Genomic DNA, 14,386 nt, shown 5'->3' on the forward strand with positions numbered 1-14,386 from the left:
CCCTAGGATGAAGGGGTGTTGCGGCGGACGTGGGTGTGGATCGCGTTCGTTCTCGTCCACGCGCTGGTCATCTGGCTCGGCTTCTTCGACGACCACGCCGCCTCGTGGGATGTCGACCAGCTGTACCGCTGGTGGGCCGGGCACACGCTCGGCGGCGATGTCATGCCGGGCATCACCGAGGACTGGATCTATCCGCCGCTGGCGCACCTGCCGATCCTTCTCGTCGGGGCGTTCCGCGGGGTCGTGGACTACACCTTGGGCTGGGGACTGCTCGTGACGGCGCTCGACGCCGCGGCCTTCGCGGTGGTCGTCGGCCGGGGACGCTCGCGCGGCCGCATGATCGCCGCGTGGTTCTGGCTGGCGGCGATCCTCGCGCTCGGCGGCGTGGGCATGTTCCGGCTCGACGGCGTGACGGTGCCGATCGCGGTCGCCGGCTCGCTCTGGCTCGTCGGCCGACCGTGGCTCGGCTCGGTGCTCCTCGCCGTGGCCACCTGGATCAAAGTGTGGCCGGCGGCCCTGCTCGCCGCCGCGGTGATCGCGGTGCGCCGCAGGCTCGCGGTCGTCGGGGGAGCGGCCGCGGTCTCGGCGGTGGTCGTGGGGGTCGTCCTGCTCGCCGGCGGCGGCCCGCACCTGCTCGGCTTCGTGGGCGATCAGACCTCGCGGGGCCTGCAGATCGAAGCGCCGGTGAGCAGCGCGTACCTGCTGCTCGCCCTGGCGGATGTGCCCGGTGCGCGGATCTTCTACGACCCCGACCTGATCACGTTCCAGATCACCGGCCCGTCGGTCGACACCGTCATCATGCTGATGACCCCACTCCTCATGCTCGGGATGCTCGCCATCGCGGTCATCGGTGCCGTCAAGGCCTGGCGCGGGGCATCCTTCGTCGCGCTCTTCCCGCCGCTGGCGCTCGCGCTGGTGCTCGGCTTCATCGTCCTCAACAAAGTGGGGTCGCCGCAGTACATGACCTGGCTGATCGCGCCGGTCGTCGTGGGTCTCGCGATCGATCGGCACCGGTGGCTGCGCCCCGCCGTGCTCACTGTGGTGATCCTGGCCCTCACCCAGTGGCTCTTCCCGTTCGCCTACGACTGGCTTCTCGTGCTGTGGCCCGCGGCCGTCCTGCTCGTCGTGCTGCGCAACATCATGCTCCTCGCGCTGTTCGCGTGGGTCGTGGTGCGTCTGGTGCGACTCCCGGCGCGCCAGCCGGTGCGGCTGCGCGTGTCAGAGTAGACCTCGTCCCCCTCGAGACCCGGAGGTCCCCATGCTCGTCGCCTTCTCTGTCGCCCCCAGCGGAACCGGCCGCGTGGACGGTTCGGTGCACGACGCCGTGGCCGCCGCGGTGCGGGTCGTGCGCGACAGCGGCCTGCCGCACCGCACGACCTCGATGTTCACCGAGATCGAGGGGGAGTGGGACGAGGTCTTCGACGTCGTCAAGCGCGCGACCGACGCCGTCGCACCGTACGGCTCCCGGGTCTCGCTCGTGCTCAAGGCCGACATCCGCCCGGGCTACGCGGGCGAGCTGGACGGCAAGATCGAGCGTCTCGAGGCCGCGATCGACCGTCAGGAGGGCGACGCCGAAGCGGGGTGAGCTCTGCCTCCCGACGCGTTCATGACGCCGCGCGTCGACGGCATCCCGAATCGATTCGACAGGATGCCGCGGCCGCCGCTAGCATGACGCCGTGACCTCCTCGAATCTGACGAGGGGGGCGGCGATGTGGGCGCTCCTTTCCCTCGCCGTCGGCAGCTTCGGCATCGGCATGACGGAGTTCGTCGTCATGGGCCTGCTGCCGAACATCGGCTCCGACCTGCTCCCGTCGCTCTGGCAGCTCCGCCAGGAGGACGCGATCTACCAGGCCGGCTGGCTCATCTCGCTCTACGCCCTCGGTGTCGTCGTCGGTGCTCCGACGATCGCCGGTGCGGTCGCGAAGTATCCGCGCCACCGCGTGATGATCGGGCTCGCGCTCGCCCTCACGGTCTTCAACGCGCTCACGTTCCTGGCGCCGACGTTCGAGTGGGTCGCGGCATCCCGGTTCCTTGCGGGGCTCCCGCACGGCGCGTACTTCGGCATCGGGGCGCTCGTCGCCGCGGACGTCCTCGGGCCGGGCAAGCGGGCGAAGGGCGTCGCGTTCGTGCTCACCGGCCTCACGGTCGCGAACGTCGTCGGCGTGCCGCTGGGCACCTACCTCGGCCAGCAGCTGGGGTGGCGCGCGGCCTTCATGGTCGTGGCGGGCATCTTCGCGGCGGCCACGGTGCTCATCGCGTTCTTCGTGCCCGAGCATCCGGGCGATCCGTCCCGCACGCTGCGCGCCGAGCTCAAGGTGTTCCGCATCGGTCAGGTCTGGCTGGCGCTCGGCGTGGGCGCGATCGGCTTCGGCGGGTTCTTCGCCGTGTACAGCTACGTCGCGCCGCTGGTGACAGAGGTCGCGGGCTCGCCGGAGTGGGCCGTGCCGATCGTGCTCGTGCTCATCGGGCTCGGCATGACCGTCGGCAACCTCGTCGGCGGCCACCTCGCCGACGTCGACCTGAAGCGGACGCTCATCGGGGGTCTCGTGGGGCTCGCGGCGGTGCTCGCGCTGCTCGCCCTGACCGCGCAGTGGATCTGGGCGCTCGCGTTCTTCGTGTTCGCGGTGGGGTTCGTGGCGTCGGCGCTGAGTCCCACGATCCAGACGCGGCTGATGGATGTCGCCGAGGACAACCAGTCGATCGCCGCGGCGCTGAACCACTCTGCGCTCAACATCGGCAACAGCCTGGGCGCCTTCCTCGGCGGTGTCGTCATCGCGGCCGGATGGGGCTTCGGCGCACCCGCGTGGGTGGGCGTGGGCCTTGCTCTCGCCGGGCTGGTGCTGGCGTCGGCGAGCCTGATGCTCGAGCGGCGCCGGGTGCCCGTCGCGGTCTGAGCTCCGCGCCGCGGGCTCCGGCGATGGATAGAGTGTGCGGATGCCGGAACCGACGCCGTCCGCCGACCGCGCCCTGCAGGCGCTGAGCGACTCGATCGGCGGCGCTCGTACGCGCCGCCCCGAGGACGCCACCGACCCGGCCATCCCCGTCGCCGCGACCGTCGTGCTGCTGCGCGACGGCGACGACGGGCTCGAAGTGCTGATGATCGAGCGGCCGGACCGCGGGTCTTTCGCCGGTGCGTGGGTGTTCCCCGGGGGCAAGCTCGAAGACGCCGACCGTGGCGAGGACGGCGAACCGGAGGAGGCCGTCGCCCGGCGCACGGGCGTGCGCGAGACGCATGAGGAGACCGGACTCACGCTCGACGCGGATGCGCTCGTGACGCTGTCGTGCTGGGACCCGCCACCGGGCCTCGCGCTGCGCATCCGCACGTGGTTCTTCGTCGCGCCGGCCGCGGCGGGCGCCCTCAGGCTGTCGGCCGACGAGGCGGTCGCCGCCGAGTGGCTGCGCCCCGCCGACGCGCTCGCGCGACACGGGCACGGCGGGTTGACGCTGTATCCGCCGACGTGGGTGACCCTTCACGGCCTGGCGGCGCATGCCGACGTCGAGTCCGTGGCCGGGGCCGCGCGCCTCGGCGGCGTCGAGCGTTTCGAGACGGTCGCGCGCCGCGGCGGCGAGGGCCCCCTCCTCATGTGGCAGGGGGACGAGGAATGGGAGGCGGACGCCGGAGGCGCAGCATCCGGGTCCCGTCATCGCCTCGAGATCGGCGCCCTGCCGTGGCGCTACCAGCGCACGAACTGAGATCGGAGACGTCAGGCTTCGAGCAGCCGCCGCAGGTGCGCCCCGACGGCGTTCGTCTCGATGAGGAATCCGTCGTGGCCGAAGTCGCTCGACAGCACCACGGCGCGATCGCCGTCGAGCGTGCTGCGGATGCCGCGTGCGATGCGGTGCTGACCGTCGATGGGAAAGAGCCGGTCGCTGTCGATGCCGAGCACCAGGGCCTTGGCGGTGATGAGGGCGAGGGCGTCCTCGACGCCGCCGCGGTCGCGGCCGACGTCGTGCGAGTTCATCGCCTCGACGAGCGTGATGTACGAGTTCGCGTCGAAGCGGCGCGTGAACTTGTTGCCGTGGAAGTCGAGGTAGGACTCGACGGCGAAGCGCCCGCCATGCCCGAGCGGGCTCACCCCGGACTGCCACGTGCGCTGGAAGCGCTGGTTGAGTTCGGTGGGGGAGCGGTAGTTGAGGAGCGCCATGCGCCGGGCGAGCGCGAGCCCGCGATTCGGACCGTCGCCGTCGCCTGCGTCGTAGTACTCGCCGCCCTGGAACCGCGGATCGATGCGGATCGCCTCGAGCTGCACCGAGTTGAGCGCGACCTGGTCGGCGGTGTTCACGGGCGGCGCCGAGAGGACGGCGACCCGCTCCACGCGCTCGGGGCGCGAGATCGCCCACTCGAGGGCGTGCATGCCGCCCATCGATCCGCCCACGACGGCCGCCCACACGTCGATGCCGAGGGCGTCGGCCAGGCGCACCTGGGCGGCCACCTGGTCGCGGATCGTCAGATACGGGAAGCGCGACGCCCACTCGTAGCCGTCGGGACCGATGGATGCCGGCCCCGTCGAGCCCTGGCATCCGCCGAGCATGTTCGGGGCGACGACGAACCAGCGATCGGTGTCGATGGGAGCCCCGGGGCCGACGATGTCGTCCCACCAGCCGGATGTGGGATGCCCGGCCCCGGCCGGGCCGCGAACGTGGCTGTCGCCGGTGAGGGCGTGCAGCACGAGCACCGCATTGTCGCGCGCGGCGTTGAGCTCGCCCCAGGTCTCGTACGCGAGGCGGTACGCGGGAAGCTCGCGGCCGCCCTCGGTGCGGAACGCCCCGAACGCCGCGAAGTGGCGCTCGCCCACGGGATCGCCGTCGCGCCACGCGCCGGTCGCCGGAGGGCGGCCCAGCAGCAGGCGCGCGTCGGCCTCCGTCACGGGCGCGCTGGGCACCGTGTCTTCGGAGGTCTGCCAGTCCATCCGTCCATTCTCGCCTGAGCATGCGTGGTGGTGCCGTCTGTTACACCGGGACCGGTGCCGCGCGTCATCGGGCGTGCACGCCCGCATGGCAGAATGCGCGCATGTCCACCGCTGAGCCCTTCATGCCCGCCCACGAGCCCCGCCCGGCGGTGCCGCCGCAGGAGCACGACCTCGATCACGACACCGACGTCATCTTCGACGAGGCCGATGATTCCGCAGCCGCGGGGGAGCCGTGGCACACCGAGGGCGCACCCACGCTGCCGCGTCCGGTTCCGGGCACGCACCTCACCTCGGAGGAGCTGGCGGCCGACTTCGCGGCGGACGAGCCCGACATCGATCAGGAATGAATGATGCCCCGGCCCGGCGCAGTGCGCCGGGCCGGGGCATCCGAATCCCGAGGAGGGGGATCAGGCGCGAGCGGCCTCCGACACGCGGCGCGCCGCGGCGAGTGCCTGCTCGAGGTCGGCCTTGAGGTCGTCGATGTTCTCGAGACCCACTGAGAGGCGCACGAGGCCCGGCGTGACACCGGTCGTGAGCTGCTGCTCGGGCGTGAGCTGCGAGTGCGTCGTCGACGCGGGGTGGATGACGAGCGAGCGCACGTCGCCGATGTTGGCGAGGTGGCTGAAGAGCGTCAGCGAGTTGACGAACTCGCGGCCTGCCTCGACGCCGCCCTTGAGCTCGAACGACAGCACGGCGCCGACGCCCTTCGGAGCGTACGTGTTGGCGGCGGCGTACCACGGCGACGTCGGGAGGCCCGAGTAGTTGACCGAGGCGACATCGGAGTGGTTCTCGAGCCACTCGGCGATCTCCTGCGCGTTCTGCACGTGGCGCTCGACGCGCAGCGAGAGCGTCTCGATGCCCTGGATCAGCAGCCACGCGCTGTTCGGCGAGATGGCCGAGCCGAGGTCGCGGAGCAGCTGCACGCGGGCCTTGATGATGTAGGCGAGGCCGTCGCCGACCGCGGCCGTGTAGGACGCGCCGTGGTACGACGGGTCCGGAACGGTGAGGCCCGGGAACTTGTCGACGTTCTTGGACCACTCGAACGTGCCGCCGTCGACGATCACGCCGCCGATGGTGGTGCCGTGGCCGCCGAGGAATTTCGTGGCCGAGTGGACGATGATGTCGGCGCCGTGCTCGAACGGCTTGATGAGGTACGGGGTCGCGATCGTGTTGTCGACGATGAGCGGCACGCCGCTCTCGTGGGCGGCGTCGGCGACGCCGCGGATGTCGAGCACGTTGATCTTCGGGTTGCCGATGGTCTCGGCGAAGAACAGCTTCGTGTTCGGGCGGACCGCGCGGCGCCACTCCTCGAGGTCGTCCTGGTTCTCGACGAACGTGACCTCGATGCCGAGCTTGGCGAGCGTGTACTTGAAGAGGTTGTACGTGCCGCCGTAGATCGAGCTCGACGACACGATGTGGTCGCCCGCCTCGGCGATGTTGAGCACCGCGAACGTCGCCGCAGCCTGGCCGCTCGCGAGCAGCAGGGCGCCGGTGCCCCCCTCGAGCGCGGCGAGGCGCTCCTCGACGACGGCCTGCGTCGGGTTCTGGATGCGCGTGTAGATGTTGCCGAACTCGGCGAGCGCGAAGAGGTTGGCGGCGTGGTCCGCGTTGTCGAAGACGTACGACGTGGTCTGGTAGATCGGCGTCGCGCGAGCCTTGGTCACCGGGTCGGGCTGAGCCCCCGAGTGGATCTGCTTGGTCTCGAAACGCCAGTTCTCGGGTGCGGACATGGCCTGCTCCTGCGGGATCGGATGCCGGGAGCGTGCCCCCCAGCCGGGTTCGAGAGTACGGAGAACCCGGGGTTGTCAACAACGTGGGGGAAATGTGACGTAACGCGGTCGGGCCCCGGAATCCCGGTCGGGGAGTGCCGCCGGGCGCGACGTGGGTAGCGTTGTGGTCATGGCGAACAGACGTGCAGTGGTGACCGGGGCGAGCTCGGGGATCGGCGAAGCGGCGGTGCGGGCGCTGCGCGAGACCGGATGGGACGTGGTCGGCGTCGCCCGACGGGCCGATCGGCTCGCCGCCCTGGAGACCGAGACGGGCGCCGTCGCGTTCGCGGCGGACCTCACGGCCGACGCCGACGTCGAGGCGCTCGCCGCCTTCCTGGCGGACTCCGGCCCCGTGCACGCCCTCGTCCACGTCGCCGGCGGCGCACGCGGCACCGACCGCGTCGAGGACGGCCGCGTCGAGGACTGGCAGTGGATGTTCGACGTCAACGTGCTCTCGGCACAGCGGCTGGTCGCAGCGCTGCTGCCGCAGCTGCGCCGGGCCGCGGCATCCGATGGTCACGCCGACACGCTCTTCGTCACCTCCACCGCCGCGCAGACCGCGTACGCCGGCGGCGCCGGCTACAACGCCGCCAAGGCCGGCGAGGCGATGATCGCGCACGCGCTGCGGCTCGAGCTGAACGGCGAGCCGATCCGCGTGATCGAGGTGGCTCCGGGCATGGTGCACACGCCGGAGTTCACCCTCAACCGCCTCGGCGGCGACAGCGCGGCGGCCGAGCGCGTGTACGACGGCGTCGAGAACCCGCTGACCGCCGACGACGTGGCCGACGTCATCGCATACGCGCTCAATGCGCCCGGCCACGTCAACCTCGACCTCATCACCATGCGACCGGTCGCGCAGTCCGCCCAGTTCCTGCTCGCGCGCGGCCCCCTGCGCGCACGCGGCACGGAGGAGCTGTGACCCTCGCCGACGGCACCGTCGTCACCTATCCGGCCGGCGCCACCTCCTCCCGCGGCACGGTCGTCCACGTCGCCGACGCCGGCGACGGGCGAACGGCCGTCGTCCTCGACGAGACCGCGTTCCACCCGGTCGACACCGCGTGGCCCGATCAGCCCGCCGACCGCGGCACGCTGGGCGTGGGCGGCGCCGCGCTCGTCGTGGTCGACGCCGTCGTCGGCGCGACCCAGGGTGACGGGCTGCTGCTCGGCCCCGACGTTCCCGTGCGCACGGGAACGTCGGGCTGGACGTTCGTCGTCGCCCACCTCATCGAGAACGGCGCCGCGATTGCGCCGGGCGACACGGTGGACGTGACAGTGGATGCCGCTTACCGCGCCGCGCTCTCGGCGGGTCACACCGCCTGTCACCTGGCTTCTCTCGCGCTCGACGCGGCACTCGCCGGCGCGTGGCGCAAGGAGGCGCCGACCGACGCGCTCGGCGCTCCGGCCTTCGACGCCCTTGCGATCCAGGAGTCGCGCATCCTGCCGGACGGCTCGCGCGACGTCTACCGCATCGGCAAGTCGCTCCGGCGCAAGGGGTTCGATCCCGATGTGCTCGCCGACCTCGACACCCTTGCGGCACGGGTGGACGCGCAGCTTGCGGACTGGATCACCGCGGGCGGCGCGGTGCGCATCGAACGCGACGGCGACACGCTCGCCGACCGCCGCACGTGGGTGTGCGAGCTGCCGGGCGCCGAGGCGAGGATCCCCTGCGGCGGTACGCACGTCGCCTCGCTCCACGAGCTGTCGGCGGCGACCGTGGCATTCACGTCCGCGCCCGTCGAAGGTGGCCTCGAGCTCGTCATGATCACCACGGCGGAACGTGCCTGAGATGGCGATGACGCTGCCCGAGCTCGCCGACGCCGGACTCATCGACCCGGAATGGTCGGCGGCGCTCGCACCCGTCGCTCCCGACATCGCCGCGCTCGGCGAGCGGCTCCGCGCCGAGGTCGCCGCCGGACGCCACTATCTGCCCGCCGGCGACCGCGTGCTGCGCGCGTTCCAGCGCCCGCTCCCCGACGTCAAGGTGCTCATCGTGGGGCAGGACCCGTACCCCACGCCGGGGCATCCGATCGGGCTGTCCTTCGCCGTCGACGCGCACGTCCGGCCGCTGCCGCGCAGCCTCGGCAACATCTACCAGGAGCTCGAGTCCGACCTGGGCATCCCGCGAGCCCCGCACGGCGACCTGTCGGCGTGGAGCGATCAGGGCGTCATGCTGCTGAACCGGGTGCTCACGGTCGCGCCCGGAGCGCCGGCATCCCATCGCGGCTGGGGCTGGGAGAAGGTGACCGAGCACGCCATCCGCACGCTCGTCGCGCGCGACAGGCCTCTCGTGGCGATTCTGTGGGGACGGGATGCCGCGAACCTCCGACCGCTCCTCGGCACCACGCCGATCATCGAATCGCCGCACCCGTCGCCGCTGTCGGCGAGCCGCGGGTTCTTCGGCTCCCGACCGTTCTCGCGTGCCAATGAGCTGCTCGCCCAGCAGGGCGCCGACCCCGTCGACTGGCGGCTGCCCGCATAGGGCGCCGGCCGACCGCAGACATCCAGGAGAAGCCATGCTCGAAGAGGAATACGAGAAGGATCGCCGCAAGCTGCCGCGCCACCTGCAGCGGCAGCCCGAGCCCGAGCGCGGGTTCTCGTTCACGATCCGGCCCGTCGAGGATCGCGACATCCCCGACATCCGCGAGATCTACAACTACTACGTCACCAATTCGGTCGTGACCTTCGACGAGGACGTGTGGTCGGTGGCGCAGTGGCGCAAGAAGCGCGACGGCCTCGAGAAGCAGGGCCTCCCGTTCCTCGTGGCAGAGTCGCCGTCGGGCCAGATCCTCGGGTACGCGCTCGTGCAGCCGATGTCGAGCAAGTCCGCGTACCGGTTCTCGGTCGAGAACTCGATCTACCTCGGCCAGGCCGCGACCGGCAAGGGGCTCGGTCGCGCGTTGCTCGAAGCCCTCATCGAGGCGTGCGAGGCGGCCGGGATCCGGCAGATGGTCGCGGTGATCAGCGACAAGGGCGCCGAGGGGTCCGTCGCCCTGCACGAGAAGCTGGGCTTCGTCGAGGTCGGCCGCATGGGCCGCGTCGGCTTCAAGTTCGGCCGGTGGCTCGGGACGATCTACATGCAGAAGGCGCTCAAGCCGGCGAAGAAGAAGGGTCTCTTCACGCGCTGAGCGTCAGCCGCTCGGCCGACCAGGGTCGGCGCTCTGCCGGCTCCAGTCGCGCACGGCGTCGACGAGTTCGCGCCAGGCGCCCACGACCTCGTCGTCGGGCAGTTCCGCCTCGAGGGGGCCGGTCCCCGACCACGTCGCGCGGATGAACCACACGAAACCGTCGGGCATCGGTTCGCGGCGCCGCGCCGCCGGGCGGGGGGGAGCAGCGGCTACCTCGTCGCCGAGTTCTTCGTCTACGGCGCTGCCCGCCTCGCTCCACGGGCAGCGATCGATGAGGGTGATCCACTCGGATGCCTCCGCCTCGGGCGGCTGCGCGGACCACCGTCGCGTCATGCCGGCGATGCCGCCGGTGCGCGCGACGTCGACCTCGACCGCGGGCGGCGCCGCGGAAGGTGCGGTCGGGTCAGGACTCGGCTTGTCTGTCATCCGGGATCACGCCGACGCCTGTCCACCCGGCGCGGACGGCGGCGACCTCCTCCGACTCCTCACCGTACTCCGCTGCCGCCGCGGCGAGGGTGGCGCGTGCGAAGGCGGTGAAGTCGGCCGTGGACGGGAGGGTCCCGGACGTCAGCGTGCGATACCAGATGAGCCCGGCGCGCTCCCACGCATGGCCGCCGAGCGCCTTCGCCGTGAGGTAGAACGCGTGATTGGGGATGCCCGAGTTGATGTGCACTCCGCCGTTGTCGTCGCGGGTCTCGACGTAGTCGCGCATGTGCGCGGGCTGCGGGTCCTTGCCGAGCACATCGTCGTCGTACGCCGTGCCCGGGGCCTTGAGCGATCGCAGCGCGACGCCCTGCACGGCGTCGGTGAAGATCCCCTCGCCGATGAGCCACGTCGCCTCGTCGACCGTCTGCCCATCGCGGTGCTGCTCGGCCAGGGCGCCGAAGACGTCGGCGATCGACTCGTTGAGCGCGCCGGACTGGCCGCGGTACAGCAGGCCGCCCTCGTCCTCGATCACGCCGTGCGCGAGCTCGTGCGCGATCACGCTGAGCGACCGGGTGAACCCGCGGAACACCTCGTCGTCGCCGTCGCCGAACACCATGCGCTCGCCGTTCCAGAACGCGTTGTCGTAGTCGCGGCCGTAGTGGACGGTCGCCAGGAGCGAGCTGCCCGAGCCGTCGATGCTGTCGCGGGCGTAGGAGTCCCACCAGAAGTCGTACGTGGCGCCGAGCCCGTCGAACGCCTCGTCGACGGAGACGTCGCCCGTCGCCGGGTCGTCCTCGCCGCGGACCCGGGTGCCCGGCAGCACTTCTCGGTGCTTCGCGTCGGAGATCTCGCGGTCGGGTGCGGGCGTCGCCTCGGCGACCAGCGTTCCCGGCTCCTGGATCGACAGGCGCAGGCGCGAGCGCACCGGACGGTACTCGCGCGGCGCCGCGAGGGTGCGGTGCGCCGCGTCAGCCGCACGAGCCCAATTCTCCTCCTGCACGGCGGCGATGCGGGCGAGCAGGTACGGGGGGACGATTCCGGGGCTCGTGCTCATTCTCCGAACCTATCCGCGGCCGCCGACCTCCCCGCTCCTCACCACGGCGAGTCAGCCCCCAGCTCGACCCCGCGCCTCACCGCGTCACCCTTTTGGCGAGTCGCCACGGATGACCGCTCGGCTCGCCTCTCTTGGCGGGTCGCTAGAAGGTGCCCGCCCTCCGGTCTTGGCGAGTCGCCAAAACCGGGGGCGATAGACGCCGGTTTTTGGCGAGTCGCCACGGATGACCGCTCGGCTCGCCTCTCTTGGCGGGTCGCCAGAAGGTGCCCGCCCTCCGGTCTTGGCGAGTCGCCAAAACCGGGGGCGATAGACGCCGGTGTTTGGCGAGTCGCCACGGATGACCGCTCGGCTCGCCTCTCTTGGCGGGTCGCCAGAAGGTGCCCGCCCTCCGGTCTTGGCGAGTCGCCAAGACCGGGGCCGATAGACGCCGGTTTTTGGCGAGTCGCCACGGATGACCGCTCGGCTCGCCTTCCTTGGGGGGTCGCCAGAAGGTGCCCGCCCTCCGCTCTTGGCGAGTCGCCAAAACCGGGGGCGATAGACGCTGGCTTTTGGCGAGTCGCCAAGACCGCCGGAAGGACCAGGGCAGAAGGCAGACCTTGCGACTACCTGCCGTTCTCGATGACGGGGATCGAGGCCAGCAGCCGCCGCGTGTACGAGACCTGGGGCTGCAGGAGCACCTTCTCGGTCGGGCCCTCCTCGACGATGCGGCCGTCCTTCATGACGACGACCTCGTCGCACAGGTTCTGCACGACGCCGATGTCGTGCGACACCATCAGGAGCGTCAGGCCGTCGCGCACGCGCAGCTCGCCGAGCAGCTCGAGGATCTGCGCGCGGACCGTGACGTCGAGCGCCGACAGCGGCTCGTCGCCCACCAGCAGCCGGGGGCGATGCACGATCGCGCGTGCGAGCGCGATTCGCTGCCGCTGGCCTCCCGAGAATTCGTGCGGGAAGCGGTCGGCCATGTCCGCCTCGAGTCCGACGTCCTCGAGCACCTCGCGCACGCGGGCGCGGCGGTCGCCCTCGATCCCGAGCGCCCACAGCGGCTCGCCCACGATGCGCCCGATGTTCATGCGCGGGTCGAGCGAGGCGTAGGGGTCCTGGAAGACGATCCCGGTCTGCCTCCGCAGCCAGTGCAGCGACCGTGCGGAGGCGCTCGCGTCGACCGGTCGCCCGTCGAACTCGAGGGTGCCCGGGGAAGGCGTGTCGAGGGCCAGCAGCAGGCGGACGAGCGTCGACTTGCCGGAGCCCGACTCGCCGATGAGTCCGACCGCAGAGCCCTCTCGCACGTCGATGTCGGCGTCCTCGAGTCCCGTCGTGAAGGCCTGCTTCTCGAACAGGTGCGTCTTCGGCGTGGGGTAGCGGCGGGTGAGCCCGCGGCCGCGGATCAGCACGCTCATTCCGCGCCCCCTGGCCGCCACAGCGTCGCCGTGGCGTCGCGCAGCAGATCTTGAGTGACGACGGATGCCGGAGCCGAGAGCAGCTGGGACACCGGAGCCTCCTCGACCACGCGCCCCTGCTCGAGCACCACACCGTGCGTCGCGATCTGCGACAGCACGGCGAGGTCGTGGGTGATGAAGACGAGGGACATGCCGTCGTCGCGCACGAGCGACAGCAGCAGCTCGAGGATCTCGGCCTGGATCGTCACGTCCAGAGCCGTCGTCGGCTCGTCGGCGATCAGCAGACGCGGGCGGCAGGCGAGCGCCATCGCGATCGCGACGCGCTGGCGCTGGCCGCCCGACAGCTGGTGGGGGTAGCGCGCCACGATGCGGTCCGGGTCGGGGAGCGCGACACGGGATGCCTCCGCGACCGCGCGGGCGGCGGCATCCCGTTTCGAGAGCCCCTCGTGGATGCGGATCGACTCGGCGATCTGGCGGCCGACGGTGCGGATCGGGTTCAGCGCGGTGCGCGGCTCCTGGAAGACGATGCCGATCTCGTCGCCGCGGAGCTCGGCGAGCTCGCGGTCGGGCAGGCCCAGGATCTCGCGGCCGTTCCACCGGACGCTGCCCGACGCCGTCGCACCGTCGGGCAGCAGGCCCAGGATCGCGAGGGCGGTGAGCGACTTGCCCGACCCCGACTCGCCGATGAGGCCCACGCGAGCCCCGTCGGGCACGGCGAAGGACACGCCGTCCACCACGCGGCGGTCGCCGATGTCGATCGTCAGGCCCTGCACTTCGAGGCTCACGAGACCACCTCCGGGATGTGCAGCCGTGCGCGCCGGGTCGCGAAGGGGCTGCGCGAGAGTGTCGGGTCGGTCGCCTCACGGAGCGCGTCGCCGAGGAGGTTCAGCCCCAGCACGGTGATCGTGATGGCGAGGCCCGGCCACACCACCGACAGCGGGTGCACCCCGATGAACTGCTGCAGCTGCGCGAGGAGCAGACCCCAGGACGGCTCGGTCACCGGCGCACCGAATCCGAGGTACGACAGTCCGGCCTCCGCGAGCACGGCGACCGCCATGCCCCACGAGAGCTGCACGATGAACACCGGTGCGACGTTGGGGAGCAGGTGCCGCCAGAGGTTCTGGGCGGGCGTGAGGCCGGAGGCGCGTCCGGCCAGCACGACGTCGCTCTGCAGAACGCGGCGCAGCTCGGGCCGCGTGACACGGGCGATGTTCACGCCGAAGCCGATGCCGACCGCCCAGATCACGACCCACAGCGACCCGCCCCACACCGCCGAGATCATCATCGCGATGATGAGCACCGGGAAGGCGATCAGGATGTCGACGAACACCGCCACCGATTCGCGCACCCAGCGCGCGGTGAGGGCGCCGAGGGCCGCGAGCGAGATGCCGATCACGGTTGCGACGAGGCCGGCGCCGATCGCGACGAACACGGTGGTGCGGGCGCCCGCCATCAGGAGGCTCAGGATGTCGCGCCCCGATCCGTCGGTGCCGAGCAGGTGCGGCCAGCCTGGAAGGGCCCAGCGGTTGGCGATGTCGACCTTCTGCGGGTCGAACGGCGTCCAGAATCGCGCGACGATCGCGGTGATCCCGACGACGGCGACCACGATGAGCCCGAAACGCCCCGTCGACAGCGCCCACAGCCGGCCGAGCCACGCCCAGCGCGAACGACGTCGCGGGGTGGTCGGCGCCGGGGTCGCAGCATC

16 protein-coding genes are annotated in these 14,386 nt (G+C 71.6%); 9 read left to right on the forward strand and 7 right to left on the reverse strand.

The genetic code is table 11. The annotated features are described in order from the left end of the window. Positions 1-15 precede the first annotated feature (15 nt). From ACFVSU_RS18285 to ACFVSU_RS18300, 4 genes are all read left to right on the forward strand, one after another. On the forward strand, positions 16-1,227 hold the full coding sequence (locus ACFVSU_RS18285; RefSeq protein ID WP_387146241.1) for a glycosyltransferase 87 family protein: 1,212 nt from the start codon (positions 16-18) through the stop codon (positions 1,225-1,227). 31 nt (positions 1,228-1,258) lie between these two features. Further along, positions 1,259-1,585 carry an MTH1187 family thiamine-binding protein gene (locus ACFVSU_RS18290; RefSeq protein WP_387146244.1) on the forward strand — a complete coding sequence of 109 codons (327 nt, stop codon included), beginning with the start codon at positions 1,259-1,261 and terminating at the stop codon, positions 1,583-1,585. Positions 1,586-1,709: 124 nt separating this feature from the next. Further along, positions 1,710-2,894: an MFS transporter gene (locus ACFVSU_RS18295; RefSeq protein WP_387146966.1), complete on the forward strand. Its 1,185-nt coding sequence runs from the start codon at positions 1,710-1,712 to the stop codon at positions 2,892-2,894. A 40-nt stretch (positions 2,895-2,934) separates the two neighbouring features. After that, positions 2,935-3,693: an NUDIX domain-containing protein gene (locus ACFVSU_RS18300; RefSeq protein WP_387146247.1), complete on the forward strand. Its 759-nt coding sequence runs from the start codon at positions 2,935-2,937 to the stop codon at positions 3,691-3,693. Between the two features lie 11 nt (positions 3,694-3,704). Here ACFVSU_RS18300 and ACFVSU_RS18305 read toward each other — a convergent pair whose 3' ends face one another. Beyond that, positions 3,705-4,910, reverse strand: coding sequence for a homoserine O-acetyltransferase (locus ACFVSU_RS18305; protein WP_387146250.1), 1,206 nt, complete (start codon positions 4,908-4,910; stop codon positions 3,705-3,707). 101 nt (positions 4,911-5,011) lie between these two features. On the opposite strand from ACFVSU_RS18305, the gene ACFVSU_RS18310 reads away from it, so the two are divergent. Then, positions 5,012-5,257, forward strand: coding sequence for a hypothetical protein (locus ACFVSU_RS18310; protein ID WP_387146253.1), 246 nt, complete (start codon positions 5,012-5,014; stop codon positions 5,255-5,257). A 60-nt stretch (positions 5,258-5,317) separates the two neighbouring features. On the opposite strand, the gene ACFVSU_RS18315 is transcribed toward ACFVSU_RS18310, so the two are convergent. Further along, positions 5,318-6,640 (reverse strand): bifunctional o-acetylhomoserine/o-acetylserine sulfhydrylase, encoded by a 1,323-nt coding sequence (locus tag ACFVSU_RS18315; RefSeq protein ID WP_387146256.1) that lies wholly within the window; start codon positions 6,638-6,640, stop codon positions 5,318-5,320. A 169-nt stretch (positions 6,641-6,809) separates the two neighbouring features. Here ACFVSU_RS18315 and ACFVSU_RS18320 point away from each other — a divergent pair, with 169 nt between their 5' ends. From ACFVSU_RS18320 to ACFVSU_RS18335, 4 genes are read left to right on the forward strand one after another with little or no spacing between them, the layout of a single operon-like run. Beyond that, positions 6,810-7,598, forward strand: a complete 789-nt coding sequence (locus ACFVSU_RS18320) for an SDR family oxidoreductase (protein ID WP_387146259.1) — start codon at positions 6,810-6,812, stop codon at positions 7,596-7,598. Then, entirely contained in the window at positions 7,595-8,464 is an 870-nt protein-coding gene (locus ACFVSU_RS18325) for a metal-dependent hydrolase (protein WP_387146262.1), read from the forward strand. Before ACFVSU_RS18320 ends, ACFVSU_RS18325 begins: the two co-directional genes overlap by 4 nt. Position 8,465: 1 nt before the next feature. Further along, the gene (locus tag ACFVSU_RS18330) at positions 8,466-9,158 is read left to right on the forward strand and encodes a uracil-DNA glycosylase (protein ID WP_387146265.1); all 693 of its coding nucleotides are present in this window, start codon (positions 8,466-8,468) and stop codon (positions 9,156-9,158) included. Between the two features lie 34 nt (positions 9,159-9,192). Continuing rightward, on the forward strand, positions 9,193-9,804 hold the full coding sequence (locus tag ACFVSU_RS18335; protein ID WP_387146268.1) for a GNAT family N-acetyltransferase: 612 nt from the start codon (positions 9,193-9,195) through the stop codon (positions 9,802-9,804). A 3-nt stretch (positions 9,805-9,807) separates the two neighbouring features. On the opposite strand, the gene ACFVSU_RS18340 is transcribed toward ACFVSU_RS18335, so the two are convergent. The 5 genes from ACFVSU_RS18340 to ACFVSU_RS18360 all read right to left on the reverse strand — a co-directional run bounded on the left by ACFVSU_RS18340 (position 9,808) and on the right by ACFVSU_RS18360 (position 14,323). Next, positions 9,808-10,230 (reverse strand): hypothetical protein, encoded by a 423-nt coding sequence (locus ACFVSU_RS18340; protein ID WP_387146271.1) that lies wholly within the window; start codon positions 10,228-10,230, stop codon positions 9,808-9,810. Then, a complete protein-coding gene (locus ACFVSU_RS18345; protein WP_387146275.1) occupies positions 10,208-11,284 on the reverse strand; it encodes a M4 family metallopeptidase in 1,077 nt (358 codons plus the stop codon). The genes ACFVSU_RS18340 and ACFVSU_RS18345 overlap by 23 nt, the downstream gene beginning before the upstream one ends. 602 nt (positions 11,285-11,886) lie before the next feature. Continuing rightward, positions 11,887-12,681, reverse strand: a complete 795-nt coding sequence (locus tag ACFVSU_RS18350; RefSeq protein WP_387146278.1) for an ABC transporter ATP-binding protein — start codon at positions 12,679-12,681, stop codon at positions 11,887-11,889. Further along, positions 12,678-13,466 carry an ATP-binding cassette domain-containing protein gene (locus ACFVSU_RS18355; RefSeq protein ID WP_387146280.1) on the reverse strand — a complete coding sequence of 263 codons (789 nt, stop codon included), beginning with the start codon at positions 13,464-13,466 and terminating at the stop codon, positions 12,678-12,680. Before ACFVSU_RS18355 ends, ACFVSU_RS18350 begins: the two co-directional genes overlap by 4 nt. Next, complete coding sequence (locus tag ACFVSU_RS18360) at positions 13,463-14,323, reverse strand: ABC transporter permease (RefSeq protein ID WP_387146969.1); 861 nt, start codon at positions 14,321-14,323, stop codon at positions 13,463-13,465. Before ACFVSU_RS18360 ends, ACFVSU_RS18355 begins: the two co-directional genes overlap by 4 nt. Between the last annotated feature and the right edge of the window lie 63 nt (positions 14,324-14,386).

It is taken from the genome of Microbacterium sp. NPDC058062 (assembly GCF_042885375.1).
GTDB classification, from domain to species: domain Bacteria; phylum Actinomycetota; class Actinomycetes; order Actinomycetales; family Microbacteriaceae; genus Microbacterium; species Microbacterium trichothecenolyticum_C.

What these genes read in the sequence shown, in the direction of transcription:
- ACFVSU_RS18320 (WP_387146259.1), top strand. Translation starts at nt 6,810, where the DNA reads ATGGCGAACAGACGTGCAGTGGTGACCGGGGCGAGCTCGGGGATCGGC.
- ACFVSU_RS18315 (WP_387146256.1), bottom strand. Translation starts at nt 6,640, where the DNA reads ATGTCCGCACCCGAGAACTGGCGTTTCGAGACCAAGCAGATCCACTCG.
- ACFVSU_RS18290 (WP_387146244.1), top strand. Translation starts at nt 1,259, where the DNA reads ATGCTCGTCGCCTTCTCTGTCGCCCCCAGCGGAACCGGCCGCGTGGAC.
- ACFVSU_RS18310 (WP_387146253.1), top strand. Translation starts at nt 5,012, where the DNA reads ATGTCCACCGCTGAGCCCTTCATGCCCGCCCACGAGCCCCGCCCGGCG.
- ACFVSU_RS18345 (WP_387146275.1), bottom strand. Translation starts at nt 11,284, where the DNA reads ATGAGCACGAGCCCCGGAATCGTCCCCCCGTACCTGCTCGCCCGCATC.
- ACFVSU_RS18295 (WP_387146966.1), top strand. Translation starts at nt 1,710, where the DNA reads ATGTGGGCGCTCCTTTCCCTCGCCGTCGGCAGCTTCGGCATCGGCATG.
- ACFVSU_RS18330 (WP_387146265.1), top strand. Translation starts at nt 8,466, where the DNA reads ATGGCGATGACGCTGCCCGAGCTCGCCGACGCCGGACTCATCGACCCG.
- ACFVSU_RS18335 (WP_387146268.1), top strand. Translation starts at nt 9,193, where the DNA reads ATGCTCGAAGAGGAATACGAGAAGGATCGCCGCAAGCTGCCGCGCCAC.
- ACFVSU_RS18305 (WP_387146250.1), bottom strand. Translation starts at nt 4,910, where the DNA reads ATGGACTGGCAGACCTCCGAAGACACGGTGCCCAGCGCGCCCGTGACG.
- ACFVSU_RS18340 (WP_387146271.1), bottom strand. Translation starts at nt 10,230, where the DNA reads ATGACAGACAAGCCGAGTCCTGACCCGACCGCACCTTCCGCGGCGCCG.
- ACFVSU_RS18300 (WP_387146247.1), top strand. Translation starts at nt 2,935, where the DNA reads ATGCCGGAACCGACGCCGTCCGCCGACCGCGCCCTGCAGGCGCTGAGC.
- ACFVSU_RS18350 (WP_387146278.1), bottom strand. Translation starts at nt 12,681, where the DNA reads ATGAGCGTGCTGATCCGCGGCCGCGGGCTCACCCGCCGCTACCCCACG.